Source organism: Streptomyces sp. BR1, assembly GCF_052373795.1.
In the GTDB taxonomy this organism is placed as follows: Bacteria; Actinomycetota; Actinomycetes; order Streptomycetales; family Streptomycetaceae; genus Streptomyces.
In genome coordinates, this window is record NZ_CM126252.1 from 437,786 (window position 1) to 451,691 (window position 13,906).

Consider the following 13,906-nt stretch of genomic DNA (forward strand, 5'->3'; position numbering starts at 1 on the left):
GACCGACACCTGGTCCAGACCAATCATGAGGCGTCCGCTCCGTTCCCTCCTTCCGTCCGGGAGCACCGATGAGACGCCCGAGATCCGCCCGCGCACTTCTCACCACCCTCGCCACCGTCGCCGCCTCCGCCGGCCTCGTCCTCGGCACCGGCACGGGCGCGCAGGCCGCGACCCCGCTGCCCGCCCATGTCTTCGCGCCCTACTTCGAGGCGTACTCCTCCGACAGCCCGGCCGACCTGGCGCAGAAGTCCGGCGCCAAGTACCTGACCATGGCCTTCGTCCAGAGCGACGCCAAGGGCTCGTGCACCCCGTACTGGAACGGCAGGACCAGCCAGCCCATCTCGTCGTCCACCTTCGGCGCGGACATCACCACGATCCGTTCCCGAGGCGGCGACGTCATCCCGTCCTTCGGCGGTTACGCGGCCGACAACGGCGGCACGGAGATCGCCGACAGCTGCACCGATGTGGACTCCATCGCGGCCGCGTACGAGAAGGTCATCACCACGTACGACCTCTCGCGGCTCGACATGGACATCGAGGACAACTCCCTGACCAACAAGGCCGGGATCGACCGGCGCAACCAGGCGATCAAGAAGGTGCGGGACTGGGCCGCCGCCAACGGCCGCACCGTGCAGATCTCCTACACCCTGCCCACCACCACGAGCGGCCTGGCGAGCAGCGGCCTCGCGGTGCTGCAGAGCGCCAACACGTACGGCGCCAAGGTCGATGTCGTCAACATCATGACGTTCGACTACTACGACGGCGCCACCCACAACATGGCCAACGACACCCAGAGCGCCGCCACCGGGCTCTACGACCAGCTGGCCTCGCTCTACCCGTCGAAGACGCCCGCGCAGCTGTGGGGCACGATCGGCGTCACCGAGATGCCGGGCATCGACGACTACGGCGCCGCCGAGACGTTCACCACCGCCGACGCGACCGCGGTCTACAACTGGGCTGTCGCCAAGGGCATCAACACCCTCTCCTTCTGGGCGCTCCAGCGCGACAACGGCAGCTGCCCGGGCACCGGCGGCTCCGACACCTGCTCCGGCATCACCCAGGACACCTGGTACTTCAGCCACACCTTCGAGCCGTTCACCGGGGGCGGCGGACCGGTCAGCGACGATTTCTCGGTGGCGGTGGCGCCCGGTTCGGCGTCCGTCGCGCCCGGCGGCTCCACCACGGCCACGGTGAGCACCGCGGTCACCTCCGGCAACGCCAAGACCGTGGCTCTGACCGCCACGGGCGCGCCCGCCGGTGTGACGGCCTCGCTCAGCCCGTCCTCGGTCACGGCGGGCGGTTCGGCCCAACTCACCGTCAGCGCCTCGGCGTCGGCGGCGACCGGCACATACCCGCTCACGATCACGGGTTCGGCCGGGACGCTCGCGCACTCCACCACCCTCACCCTCACCGTCTCCGGCTCGGGCGGCAGCGGCGCGCTGGTCAACGGCGGCTTCGAGAGCGGGTCGCTGGCGCCCTGGACCTGCGAGAGCGGCGGCGCGGTGGTCTCCAGCCCGGTGCACGGCGGCTCGTACGCGGTGAAGACCGCACCCAGCTCCTCGCAGACCGGCGAGTGCACCCAGACGCTCACCCTGAAGCCCAACACCGCGTACACACTCAGCGGTTGGGTGCAGGGCGACTACGCCTATCTCGGGGTGCGCGGCTCGGCCTCGGCGTCGACCTGGACCAGCTCGTCGGGGTGGGCCAGACTGACGGTCCCGTTCACCACCGGCTCCTCGGGCACGGTCACCGTCTATCTGCACGGCTGGTACGGGCAGAGCCCGGTCTACGGGGACGACTTCTCGGTGGCCTGATCGCCCCCTTGCGATCAGTAGCACACCCACTTCACAGAACAAGCTGATGGCCCGTCAATTACTGGCGGGTCATCAGCTGTTCGTCCCGTAGAACCGGACTTACTCTCAAGTTCACAAGCGTTCCTCCTCGCACCCCCACACCATCGAAGTCATTCGACCGAGGAGCCCCCCATGGCAGTCCGAAGATTCCGTACCCCGGCGGCGTTACTGGCCGCCGCAGCCGCTCTCACGCTCGGTGCCACCACCGCCGCCAGTGCCCTCGCGGCGAGCTCCACCACCGTCACCCCCGCCGGCGACTCCTTCTCCGCCCAGCTCAGCGGCACGGCCGTCTTCACGGCCGGGTCCACCACCATGACATGCACGGTCTCCGCGTCCGTCCCCACCGGCGACGCGAACAACCAGGTCCCGGCCGACCCCGACAACCACAACGACGCCGGGCCCGTCTCCGCCACCATCAACCCGCCGACCTTCGACAACTGCAGCACGAGCATCGGCGGGGTCGGTGTCACCGTCTCCAGCAACTCCACCAACGGGCCCTGGAGCATCGGCGCCCAGTACGACTCGGCGATCTCGGCCGGGCTGACCATGCCGCAGGGCGGGGTGGTGATGCAGACCAGCGGCCTCGCCAACTGCACGATCACCGCCTCGCCCAACGGGCCCACCACGGTCTCCGGCAGTTGGACCAACGGCTCGCCGTCGACGCTGGCGATCAGCGGCGCGCCGGTGGACGCCGTGGTGAGCGGCGGCTTCCTCTGCCCCACCGGCAACCAGACGGCCACCTTCTCGGCCACGTACAACGTCACGGACACGACCGACCCGACCCAGCAGATCACCGTGACCAGCTGAACCGGGTCCTTTGGAGGTCGGTCGCTCAGCGGCCGACCTTCCCGGTCCTAGCGGCCGACCTTCCTGGCCTTACGGGTCGCCCGCAGCCACTCCTTGTTCATCGCCGCGATCGACGGCAGCGGGATGCCCTTGGGGCAGGCGGTGGCGCACTCGCCGGTCAGAGTGCAGCCGCCGAACCCCTCCGCGTCCATCTGGCCCACCATGTCGAGCACCCGCGTCTCACGCTCGGGCGCGCCCTGCGGCAGGACGTTCAGATGGTTGATCTTGGCCGAAGTGAACAGCATCGCCGAGCCGTTGGGGCAGGCCGCCACACAAGCGCCGCAGCCGATGCACTCGGCGTGCTCGAAGGCGAAGTCGGCGTCCGGCTTGGGCACGGGCGTCGCGTGCGCCTCGGGCGCGGCACCTGTCGGGGCGCTGATGTAGCCGCCCGCCTGGATGATCCGGTCGAACGCCGAGCGGTCCACCACCAGGTCCTTGACCACCGGGAAGGCGGCCGCGCGCCACGGCTCGACGTCGATGGTGTCGCCGTCCCGGAACGAGCGCATGTGCAGCTGGCAGCTGGTGGTGCGCTCGGGGCCGTGCGCGTCGCCGTTGATGACCAGGCTGCACGCGCCGCAGATGCCCTCGCGGCAGTCGTGGTCGAAGGCGACCGGGTCCTCGCCCTTGAGGATGAGCTCCTCGTTGAGCGTGTCGAGCATTTCGAGGAACGACATGTCGGTCGAGATGCCGTCCACTTCGTACGTGGACATCGCTCCGTCGGCGTCGGCGTTCCGCTGCCGCCAGACGCGCAGGGTGAGCTTCATGCGTAGCTCCGCTGGGTGGGGTGGACGTACTCGAAGACAAGGTCTTCCTTGTGCAGGACAGGTGCGGCGCCATTGGCCGCGAATTCCCAGGCGGCCGCGTACGAGAACTCCTCGTCCCGGCGCTCCGCCTCGCCGTCCGGGGTCTGGGACTCCTCGCGGAAATGGCCGCCGCAGGACTCGGCGCGGTGCAGCGCGTCGAGGCACATCAGCTCGGCGAGCTCCAGATAGTCGACGATGCGGTTGGCCTTCTCCAGCGACTGGTTGAACTCCTCGCCGGTGCCCGGGACCTTGATGCGGCGCCAGAACTCCTCGCGGATCTGCGGGATCCGCTCCAGCGCCTTGCGCAGCCCCTCCTCCGTGCGGGCCATCCCGCAGTACTCCCACATCAGTTCACCGATCTCGCGGTGGAAGGAGTCGGGGGTGCGGTCGCCGTCGACGGCGAGCAGCAGGTGGAGCCGGTCCTCGGTCTCGGCGACGGCTTCGGCGACCGCCGGATGGTCGGCGGCGACCGGTGCCTGATTGGGGTTGCGGGCCAGGTAGTCGCCGATCGTTGACGGCAGTACGAAGTAGCCGTCGGCCAGGCCCTGCATCAGCGCGGAGGCGCCGAGCCGGTTGGCGCCGTGGTCGGAGAAGTTGGCCTCGCCGATCGCGAACAGGCCGGGGATGGTGGTCTGGAGGTCGTAGTCGACCCACAGCCCGCCCATCGTGTAGTGCACGGCGGGATAGATCCGCATCGGGACCTCGTACGGGTTCTCGGCGGTGATCCGCTCGTACATGTCGAAGAGGTTGCCGTACTTCTCCTCGACCTTGTCGCGGCCCATCCGCGCGATGGCGTCCGCGAAGTCGAGGTAGACGCCCTGGCCGCCGGGGCCGACGCCGCGTCCCTCGTCGCAGACGTTCTTGGCCGCGCGCGAGGCGATGTCGCGCGGGACGAGGTTGCCGAAGGACGGGTAGATGCGCTCCAGGTAGTAGTCGCGCTCGTCCTCGGGGATCTCGGCGGCGGGGCGGGTGTCGCCCTTGGCCTTCGGCACCCAGATGCGGCCGTCGTTGCGCAGCGACTCGCTCATCAGGGTCAGCTTGGACTGGTGCTCGCCCGTGCGCGGGATGCAGGTGGGGTGGATCTGGGTGAAGCAGGGGTTGGCGAAGTAGGCGCCCCGGCGGTGGGCCCGCCAGATCGCGGTCGCGTTGGAGTTCATCGCGTTGGTGGAGAGGTAGAAGACGTTGCCGTAGCCGCCGCTAGCGAGCACCACCGCGTCCGCGAAATACGTGTCGATCCGGCCGGTGACCAGGTCGCGGGCGACGATGCCGCGCGCCCGGCCGTCCACCACGATCAGGTCCAGCATCTCGGTGCGGGCGTGCAACTCGACGTTCCCGGCGGCGATTTGACGCGACAGCGCCTGGTAGGCGCCGAGCAGCAGTTGCTGTCCGGTCTGGCCGCGGGCGTAGAACGTACGGGAGACCTGGACGCCGCCGAAGGAGCGGGTGTCGAGGAGTCCGCCGTACTCACGGGCGAACGGCACGCCCTGCGCCACGCACTGGTTGATGATCTCGACCGAGATCTGGGCGAGGCGGTGGACGTTGGACTCCCGCGCCCGGAAGTCGCCGCCCTTGACGGTGTCGTAGAAGAGGCGGTGGATGGAGTCGCCGTCGTTGCGGTAGTTCTTGGCCGCGTTGATACCGCCCTGCGCGGCGATGGAGTGGGCGCGGCGCGGGGAGTCCTGGAAGCAGAACTGGACGACGTGGTAGCCCTGTTCGGCCAGGGTCGCGCCCGCCGAGCCGCCCGCGAGGCCGGTGCCGACGACGATCACGGTGTGCTTGCGGCGGTTGGCCGGGTTGACCAGCTTCGCCTCGAAGCGGCGGGTGTCCCAGCGCTCGGCGACGGGCCCGGTCGGGGCCCTGGTGTCGGTGATCGGCTCGCCGAGCGCGTAGTCGGTGTACGGGGTCATTCAGCTCACCACTCCGGTCATGACGGCGACGGGTACGGCGATGAAGCCGAGGGTCAGCACCAGCGCGAGGACGTTGGCGCAGGTCTTGAGGATCCGGTCGCGGGCGGCGCTGCCCGCGCCGAGGGTCTGGGCCGCGCTCCAGAAGCCGTGCTGGATGTGCAGGCCGAGCGCGAGCATCGCCACGATGTAGATGACGTCGCCGTACCAGGTGGAGAAGGTGTCCACCACGTTCTGGTACGGGTGCCCGGACTGGAAGCCGCCGGAGTGCACGGTCCCGGTCGTGAGGTCGAGGATGTGCCAGACGACGAACAGCCCGAGGATGATCCCGCCCCAGCGCATGGTGCGGGTGGCATAGGTGGCGCGCGGCCGCTTGTGCACGTACTGCTGGGGGCGGGCCCGGATGTCGCGCCGGCTCAGCTGGTACGCGGACACCGCGTGCGCGACGACCGCGGCGACCAGCACCACGCGGATGATCCAGAGCGCCCACTCGTGGTGCAGGAACGGCTCCCCGATGGTGCGCAGCCAGTGCGCGTAGGAGTTGAAGTCGCCCGCACCGAAGAAGATCTTGAGGTTGCCGAACATGTGGACGGCCAGGTAGGACAGCATGATCAGTCCGCTGACGGCCATGACCGTCTTCTTGCCGACGGTCGAGTCCCACACGGTGCGCGTCAAGGACGGTTTTCGGTCCGTCCGCGTTGCCAGAGCCATGCCATAGACGCTAGGGCCGGAGGTCCCGAGAGGTCCAAGACATGGATCTGCTCAAATCGATAGCCATAGACTATCGTGGGTCAATGCAGTTCCAGCAGCTCCTGTACTTCGTGGCCGTCGCCGAGACGCGCCACTTCACCCGCGCCGCCGAGCAGGTGCATGTCTCCCAGCCCTCGCTGTCCCAGCAGATCAGGGCGCTGGAGAAGGAGCTCGGCGCCGAGCTGTTCAGCCGCGCCCGGGGCAACATCGCGCTCACCGACGCGGGCGAGGCACTGCTCCCGCTCGCCCGCCGCATCCTCGCCGACGCCGACACCGCCCGCATCGAGGTGCAGGAGCTGGCTCAGCTGCGGCGCGGCCGGGTCCGCCTCGGCGCCACGCCGAGCCTGTGCACCGGGCTGCTTCCCGAGGTGCTGCGCGCCTTCCACGGCCGTCATCCCGGCATCCAGCTCCTCATCGAGGAGGGCGGCTCGCACGATCTCGTACGGGAACTGGCGCGCGGCGCCCTCGACCTGGCGCTCGTGGTGCTGCCGCTGCCGCCCGGCTCGCCCGCGCTGACCAGCGTCGAGCTCTTCCACGAGGACCTGGTGGTGGTCTCGGCGGCCACCGAACCGCCGCCGGGCCCGGGCGAGTTCGTCCGCGTCCGCGATCTGCGCGACGCGCCGCTCGTGATGTTCCGGCACGGCTACGACCTGCGGGAGCTGACCGTGGCCGCCTGTCGCGCCGAGGGGTTCGAGCCGTCGTTCACCGTCGAGGGCGGCGAGATGGACGCGGTGCTCGGTTTCGTACGGGCCGGGCTCGGCATCGCGGTGGTGCCGAGCATGGTGGCCGCCCGGGCGGGCCGCGAGCTGCGGGTGACGCCGCTGGCCCGCCCCGGGCTTCGCCGTACTATCGCGCTCGCGCACCGCAGCGACGTGGACCCGCCGCGCGCCGCACGGGAGTTGCAGCGGGTCCTGCTCGGCATCGGCAAGGGCCAGGCCTGAGCGCGGCGCCACCGTGGGGTCAGACCGCGTCCACCAGGGCGAGCGAGTGGATGCGGTCGGGGGCGCCGGGGCGGGCGTAGTACCAGCCCTGCGCGGTGTCGCAGCCGAGCGCGCGCAGCTGCTCGGCCTGCGCCCCGGTCTCCACCCCCTCGACGGTGACGGCCAGTTGGAGGCTGTGGGCGAGCGAGACGATGCCCTCGACGATCTTGATGTCGACCGGGTCGGCCGGGTGCTGCTGCATGGACTGGGTGAACGAGCGGTCCAGCTTGAGCACGCTCACCGGCAGCCTGCGCAGATTGGCGAGGTTGGAGTAGCCGGTGCCGAAGTCGTCGAGCGCGATGTCCACGCCCATGTCGGCGAGTTGGCGCAGCGGCTTCAACAGGTCGTCGTCGGCGCCGATGAGCGCGGACTCGGTGACCTCCAGGCACAGCGCGCCCGGTTCGAGGCCGGAGCGCTCCAGGACCTCCACCGTGTCGGCTACCAGGCCGGGGTGGTGGAGCTGGGTCGGCGACAGGTTCACATTGATCCGCAGCGGGCCGCCCGCCCGTGAGCCGGGGTGGCGCTCCTGCCAGAACCGCGCCTGGCGTACCGACTCGGCCATCACCCAGCGGCCGAGCGGCACGATCAGACCGGTGTGCTCGGCGAGCGGAATGAAATGGTCCGGCCCCAGGACCCCGTGCTGCGGATGCGACCAGCGCACCAGCGCCTCCGCCCCGTGCACGCTGCCGTCGCCGAGGTGCACCAGCGGCTGGTACTCGATGAAGAACTCGCCGCGCTCAAGCGCCGCCGGCAGCGCGTTGGTGAGCCCGTGCCGGGTGATCGCGCGCGCGTCGGCCTCCGGGTCGGCCCGCTCGAAACGGTTGCCGCCCGCCGCCTTCGCCCGGTACATCGTGATGTCGGCGCTGCGCAGCACCTCGGCCGCGCCGCGCTCGCCCGCCGGGCCCTCGACCACGCCGATGGAGCCGCGCACGGTGAGCTCACGGCCGTCGAGGCGGATCGGCGCGGAGAGCACGCCGAGGATGCGCGAAGCCAGTTCGTCGACCTCGCGCAGGGTGTCGGTACCGGTGGTCAGGGCCACGAACTCGTCGCCGCCGAGCCGGGCCACCATCTCGCCGGGCCCGGTCGCGCAGCTCTGCAGCCGGTCGGCGACCTCCACCAGGAGCCGGTCGCCCGCCGAGTGGCCGAGGCTGTCGTTGACCGCCTTGAAGCCGTCGAGGTCGAGATAGCAGAGCCCGAACCGCCTGCCCTCGCCCGCCGCCAGCGCCTTCTCCAAGCGCTCGAAGAACAGCGTGCGGTTGGGCAGCCCGGTCAGCGCGTCGTGGGTGGCCTCGTAGCGCAGCCGCAGATTGAGCAGCCGCCGCTCGGTGGTGTCCTCCAAAAGCGCCAGCTGGTACTGCGGGCGCCCCTCGGCGTCGCGCAGCAGCGAGACCGTCAGATTGGTCCACAGCACGGTGCCGTCGCCCCGGTAGTACGGCTTGTCGACCCGGTAGTGGTCGCGCTCGCCGCGCACCAGCTCCTCATACAGGCGCCAGACCTGCGGCGCGTCCTCGGGGTGCACCCACTCGCTGACGTTGCGGCTGCGGATGCGGCCCTCGATGCCGCCGAACATCCGGGTGAGGGTCTCGTTGACCTCCAGGACGTTGCCTTCGAGGTCGGCGATGCCGATGCCGACGGCGGCGCCCTCGAAGACCGCGCGGAACCGGGCCTCGCTGGTGTGCAGGGCCACCTCGGCGGCGCTGCGCGCGGAGAGCGCGGAGCGGGCGATGGCCTCCTGCTCGCGCAGGGTGCGCTCGCGCAGCGCCTGGGCGAACCCGGCGGCCAGCGCGTGCTGGAGGCGGCCGCACCGGGCCCGCGCCTCCTCGGCCCGCAGGCCCTGGTCCGTACCGCAGTACAGGACCAGATACGAGTCGACGACGCCGAGCGTACGGCTGAGCGCGTCGGGGTCGGTGCAGTGGGCGCGGACCAGTTCGGCGCCGACCTCGTGCGCGGGCGCCGGGTCGAAGTGGCGGCGGTGCAGGGCCTCGATGAGGCGGCGGGCCAGCGGGACCAGGTGCTGCTCGAACTCGGGGCGGGTCAGCGAGGTCGCGGTCACCGGGAAGATCGCCCGGCTCCAGATCGTGGCGAACCGTCTCAGCCTGGACTCCGGACCGTCGGGATCGAGAGGCTGCCCCTGCCCCTGCGCCTTGGCCGGGGTGCTCACGCTTTGCGTCCCACGCCGGCGAACCCCGAGAAGGCATAGGGGTCTTCCTGCTCCGGCGAGGTCTCGGGCCGCCACATCGGCATCTGGACCACGCCCGGCGCGACCAGCTCGAACCCGTCGAAGAACCTGGCTATCTCCGTGCTGGTCCGCATGACCAGCGGGTTGCGGATGTTGCGGTAGACGCCCACCGCGCCGCCCGCGCGCTCCTCGCTGAGCGGGATGCCCTCGTACGCGGCATGGGTGAGGACGAGCATGCTGCCGGGGGCGAGCGTGTCGCGCAGCTCGGCGACCGCGGCGTACGGGTCGTCCTCGTCCTCCAGGAAGTGCAGCACCGCCACTAGCAGCAGGGCGACCGGCTGATCGAGGTCGAGCAGCCGGCGCACCTCGGGGCTGGCCAGGATGTCCCGCGGCTTGCGCAGATCGGCGGCGACGATGCCGGCCCGCTCGTTGCCCTCCAGGACCGCGCGGCTGTGCGCGACGGCGACCGGGTCGTGGTCGACGTAGACCACCCGCGCCTGGGGGTCCGCCCGCTGCGCGACCTCGTGGACATTGCCGAAGGTCGGGATGCCGGAGCCGATGTCGAGGAACTGCGTGATGCCCTCGTCGAGCGCGAAGCGCACCGCCCGCCGCATGAACGCCCGGTTCGCCTGCATGACCTTGGGCAGTCCGGGGATGAACTGCATGGCCTTGCGCGCGGCTTCCCGGTCGACCTCGAAGTTGTGCGAGCCGCCCAGGTAGTAGTCGTAGATGCGGGACACGCTCGGTACCGAGATGTCGATGCCCGTCGGGGCCCAGGCGGGACGCTCCATCAATGACTCCAACAACTCGCCGCGGGGGATGTGATGGCCATGTGCATGGTCAGTGTTCGAGCCGAGGCTACTGATCGTCAGCCAGGAGGGCGAGTCAAAACGGAAAATGGCGATCCGTTATTGGTCACACACTCCACCGGTCACACATGCCGCAGCGCACGTCGAACCCGCCACCGCGCGGGGGACACGGTGACGGGCCGACGGCCTGGGGAGGGGGATTTCGCGACGGGTTAATCGGCGGTTTACTTCGCGGTCTACTCGATGCCTTACTTTGTGGCCCCCACCAGCTTCGCGTCGGGCGTGACCGCGAACCAGGTGCCGTTCACGCCCTGGCCGTTGGTGTCACCGGGCTTGGTGTCGCCCGCGAAGGTGTAGACGGGCCAGCAGTTGATCGACTGCTGCTTCAGCCCGTCGGGCCGGTTGAAGGTGACGAAGCCCTTCTGGATGATGCCCTCGGTGTTGCTCTTCTCGACAGGCGCGACCACCGGCCACTTCTTCAGGCAGTCACCGGTGCAGGCCGACTTCATGGGCCAGGCGGAGTCCTTCTTGAGGCGGTAGACGGTCATGCCGCGCGAATCGACGATGATCTTCCCGAGCTTGGGGTCGTTACGGACCGAGAGCCCGGGCAGGCTCGCGGGCTCGGCGGCCCCGGAACCGGAGCCGGACCCGTCGGCGGCGGGCTTCGCCTTCTTGCCGTCGGGGGCCGAGGCGTACCAGGTGCCGCCCACGCCCTGCCCGTTGGCGTCCCCGGGCTTGGTGTCCTTGGTGTAGCGGTACATCGGCCAGCCGGCGATCGTGAGCTGCTTGGTGCCGTCGGTCCGGGTCACCTGGCCGATGAGGCCGGAATCCGTTCCGGGAGCCGCCGTGACGCTGCCCGCGGGCACGGCGGGCCACAGGTTCGCGCAGTCGCCGTCGCAATTCGACTTCGGCGGACTGGCGGTGTCCTTGTCGAAGCGGTAGAGGGTGAACCCGGCGCTGTCGGTGACCACCTTGCCCAGATCCTTGCTGTCCCACACGGCCAGCTGTCCGGCCGACTTGGCCGCCGTCTTGTCGGCCGAGCCATAGCCGCTGTCGCCGTATCCGTACCCGGTGTCGCTGTTGGCCTGGGCCGCGTTGCCGACCGGCTGGCCCTTGGGCGCGGCGCTTCCCTTGTCCTGACCGCAGGCCGTCGCCGTCAGTGCCAGTACTGCCGCCGCGGTCACCGCGAGCGAGGCGTTGCGCCAGGTTGCCATGTCAACTCCCGTTGATTGTCTGTCCCTTGTGGCGCCTGGGTGCGCCGTTCATGGCCCTAGGTACGCGTGACAGCCCCCGGAGCGTTCAACCCCTGCGAAAGAATTTTCCCGACCCCGCCGAACCGCCCCTCACCCGTCCCAAACGCAAAGCGGCCGAAGCTCCTCCCATCAGGCGAATCAGCGTTGGACCCGTAGTGCCGGGGCCCGCCGGGCCCGATGATCCTCGACGTGCACGCAACCCATTTGGCCCAACGGCCGCTCGGTGCCCGGCCGGCCCGGCGGCTCGTCGCGGCGGCCACTCTCGCCCTGCTGTTCGCCGGTCCCGCACCTCACGCGCGCGCGGACGCCTGCGCGTGGGCGGTCACGGACGACGGGTCGACCGCGGCGGTGGCGACCGCCGGGGACGGCCTCTGCACACCGGCACCGCCCGCGCCCGCACCGAAGCCCCCGGTACCTGTACCGCCGCCTCCCGCGCCCGCACCTCCGGCCCCAGCTCCACCGCCACCCGCACCCACGCCCCCAGCCCCGCCGCCTCCCGCACCGGCGCCGCCTCCACCACCGCCTCCCGCACCGGTGCCGCCGCCTCCTGCACCCCCGGCCCCGGCGCCTCCAGCTCCCGCGCCGCCGGGGCCGGTTCCGCCTCCACCGGGGCCGGTGCCGCCCGGGCCCGTGCCGCCCGGGCCCGTGCCGCCGCCGCAGGCCCCGCCCGTACATCCGCCCGGCCCTGCACCCGTCGTCCCGCTGCTGCCGACGCCTCCGTTGACCCCGACGCCCCCGGCACCCTCGGTCAAGCCCCCGGCATCCCGGCCCCGGGCGATGGCGCTGCACGCGTACCGCATGCCGCCGCGCAAGAAGCCCAGCTCGCTGCTCTCGCCGGTCACGCTCGTCCTGCTGATCGCGGCGCCCGCGATCCTGGCCGTCGCCGTGCTCCGCCCCCGTTCTTCTTCCCGCTGATCGCGCGCCCTCGCCCTACGTACTCCCCCGCTCCGACTCGTGGAAGGTGCTGCCTTGAAGGACTGGATCGTCCTCGTTATCGCGATGGCCGCCGCGTGCGCCGTCGTACTGACCATCGTCGTCGTCAACCACCGCCGCATCCGCGAGGACGACGACCCCTCCGAGACCCCGGACGTCATGGAGTACATGACGATGATGATCGGCGTGGTGTACGCGATCGTCCTGGGCCTCGCCATCGCGGGCGTCTGGGAGGCCCGCAGCGCGGCCCAGGAGACCGTCCGTCAGGAGGCGCAGGCGCTGCACGAGGTCAGCGAGCGCGTCCAGGTCTATCCGGGCCCGGTGCGCGAACGCATCCGCGCCGACGTCGACTCGTACGTCACCTTCGTGATGGACAGCGAGTGGCACCACATGGAGGTCCACGGCGACATCAGCGACAAGGGGACCGCCCTGCTCTCGCAGCTGCGCAAGGACGTCACCTCGTACGTGCCCGCCAACGACCACGAGAGCCAGGCGTACCAGCCGCTCGTCGACCAGGTGGCGGCCGTCGACGACGCCCGCACCGCACGCGGGCAGGGGGCGGGCGCGACCATGCCGGGGGTGGTGTGGTTCGGGCTGATCGTCGGGGCCGTGGTGACCGTCGGGCTGATCTTCACGCTGCAGATCCGCCGCACCGGGCGCGAGCTGCTCCTGGCCGGGCTCTTCAGCGTGCTGATCGCATTCCTGCTCTTCCTCATCTGGGATTTCGACGCACCCTTCGGCCGAGGCATCTCGGCCACTTCCGCGCCTTTCCACGCCCTGTTCCCCGAGCTGACGAAGTGACGGAACAGGCGGGTGACACCCCGGCAGGTCCGCCGGGTGGGGGAAGGGAATGCCCCATTCGCCGGACACCGATCGCGACCGGAACCACCCGCTCCTAGCGTGTCGGGCACGAGACGCATTTCCCGCCTCATGTGGAAAACGGTTCCGCAGTGCGCCTCGGGGACCCGGAGGATTAGTCCATGGGCGCGATACGTATCGGATCCGCCACCCTGCTCGCCGCCGCCGCTCTCTCCCTCGCCACCCCCGGGGCCATGGCCGCCGACGGCGCGCACGGCAGCAACATCACGTCGTTCGGGTTCAGCGTGACCCCCTCCACGGTCGCCGCCGGCGGTCAGGTCACGCTGAACGTCACGGGGTGCCCCAACACCGCCACCGCCTCCTCCGGCGTATTCGACACGGTCACCATCCCCCGCGAGAGTTCCACGACCGCCCAGATCGACCCCAACGCGAAGCGCGGTGCCACCTACACCGTGACGTTCATGTGCGGCAGCGAGCGCGGCACGACCGATCTCACCATCGCTGGTGGCCCGCAGCCGCAGCCGCTTCGGCCCACCGTTCGGCCGCCTGTGCGGCCCACCACCCGGCCGCCGACCATCAGTACGACCAGTGTCCCGGGGCGGGGTGTCCGGGGTGGGCTCGGTGGTAGCGCCGAAGGCGTGAACATGGGTGAGATTGCTACTGGGCTCGCGCTGGTCGCTGTCGCGGGTGGGGGTCTTGCGTTCTATCTGCGGCGGCGCAGTAACAGCCGCTGGCACTAGGCGCTCCACTGGGAGTTCTTCGAGTGCGGACCGTGCG

General features: G+C 70.6%; 13 protein-coding genes. 6 read left to right on the forward strand and 7 right to left on the reverse strand.

Annotation, left to right across the window (positions count from 1 at the left end):
- Positions 1-68 precede the first annotated feature (68 nt).
- Positions 69-1,814, forward strand: a complete 1,746-nt coding sequence (locus ACT1U9_RS01995) for a carbohydrate binding domain-containing protein (protein WP_444536618.1) — start codon at positions 69-71, stop codon at positions 1,812-1,814.
- A gap of 171 nt (positions 1,815-1,985) precedes the next feature.
- On the forward strand, positions 1,986-2,660 hold the full coding sequence (locus tag ACT1U9_RS02000) for a hypothetical protein (protein ID WP_444536619.1): 675 nt from the start codon (positions 1,986-1,988) through the stop codon (positions 2,658-2,660).
- 47 nt (positions 2,661-2,707) lie between these two features.
- On the opposite strand, the gene ACT1U9_RS02005 is transcribed toward ACT1U9_RS02000, so the two are convergent.
- Genes ACT1U9_RS02005 through ACT1U9_RS02015 form a run of 3 tightly spaced genes read right to left on the reverse strand, consistent with a single transcriptional unit; the run spans position 2,708 to position 6,117 of the window.
- Positions 2,708-3,463 (reverse strand): succinate dehydrogenase/fumarate reductase iron-sulfur subunit, encoded by a 756-nt coding sequence (locus tag ACT1U9_RS02005; RefSeq protein WP_444536620.1) that lies wholly within the window; start codon positions 3,461-3,463, stop codon positions 2,708-2,710.
- Positions 3,460-5,409: a fumarate reductase/succinate dehydrogenase flavoprotein subunit gene (locus ACT1U9_RS02010; protein WP_444536621.1), complete on the reverse strand. Its 1,950-nt coding sequence runs from the start codon at positions 5,407-5,409 to the stop codon at positions 3,460-3,462. Before ACT1U9_RS02010 ends, ACT1U9_RS02005 begins: the two co-directional genes overlap by 4 nt.
- Positions 5,410-6,117, reverse strand: coding sequence for a succinate dehydrogenase (locus ACT1U9_RS02015; protein WP_444536622.1), 708 nt, complete (start codon positions 6,115-6,117; stop codon positions 5,410-5,412).
- 83 nt (positions 6,118-6,200) lie between these two features.
- On the opposite strand from ACT1U9_RS02015, the gene ACT1U9_RS02020 reads away from it, so the two are divergent.
- Complete coding sequence (locus ACT1U9_RS02020) at positions 6,201-7,097, forward strand: LysR family transcriptional regulator (RefSeq protein WP_444536623.1); 897 nt, start codon at positions 6,201-6,203, stop codon at positions 7,095-7,097.
- A 19-nt stretch (positions 7,098-7,116) separates the two neighbouring features.
- On the opposite strand, the gene ACT1U9_RS02025 is transcribed toward ACT1U9_RS02020, so the two are convergent.
- From ACT1U9_RS02025 to ACT1U9_RS02040, 4 genes are all read right to left on the reverse strand, one after another.
- Complete coding sequence (locus ACT1U9_RS02025) at positions 7,117-9,297, reverse strand: putative bifunctional diguanylate cyclase/phosphodiesterase (protein ID WP_444536624.1); 2,181 nt, start codon at positions 9,295-9,297, stop codon at positions 7,117-7,119.
- Complete coding sequence (locus ACT1U9_RS02030; RefSeq protein ID WP_444536625.1) at positions 9,294-10,106, reverse strand: SAM-dependent methyltransferase; 813 nt, start codon at positions 10,104-10,106, stop codon at positions 9,294-9,296. Before ACT1U9_RS02030 ends, ACT1U9_RS02025 begins: the two co-directional genes overlap by 4 nt.
- A 266-nt stretch (positions 10,107-10,372) precedes the next feature.
- A complete protein-coding gene (locus ACT1U9_RS02035) occupies positions 10,373-11,338 on the reverse strand; it encodes an SCO0930 family lipoprotein (RefSeq protein ID WP_444536626.1) in 966 nt (321 codons plus the stop codon).
- A 361-nt stretch (positions 11,339-11,699) separates the two neighbouring features.
- Positions 11,700-12,068 (reverse strand): hypothetical protein, encoded by a 369-nt coding sequence (locus ACT1U9_RS02040; RefSeq protein WP_444536627.1) that lies wholly within the window; start codon positions 12,066-12,068, stop codon positions 11,700-11,702.
- Positions 12,069-12,154: 86 nt separating this feature from the next.
- On the opposite strand from ACT1U9_RS02040, the gene ACT1U9_RS02045 reads away from it, so the two are divergent.
- From ACT1U9_RS02045 to ACT1U9_RS02055, 3 genes are all read left to right on the forward strand, one after another.
- On the forward strand, positions 12,155-12,292 hold the full coding sequence (locus ACT1U9_RS02045) for a hypothetical protein (protein WP_444536628.1): 138 nt from the start codon (positions 12,155-12,157) through the stop codon (positions 12,290-12,292).
- A gap of 54 nt (positions 12,293-12,346) precedes the next feature.
- On the forward strand, positions 12,347-13,111 hold the full coding sequence (locus ACT1U9_RS02050; RefSeq protein ID WP_444536629.1) for a bestrophin-like domain: 765 nt from the start codon (positions 12,347-12,349) through the stop codon (positions 13,109-13,111).
- Between the two features lie 179 nt (positions 13,112-13,290).
- The gene (locus tag ACT1U9_RS02055) at positions 13,291-13,869 is read left to right on the forward strand and encodes a hypothetical protein (RefSeq protein ID WP_444536630.1); all 579 of its coding nucleotides are present in this window, start codon (positions 13,291-13,293) and stop codon (positions 13,867-13,869) included.
- Positions 13,870-13,906 lie beyond the last annotated feature (37 nt).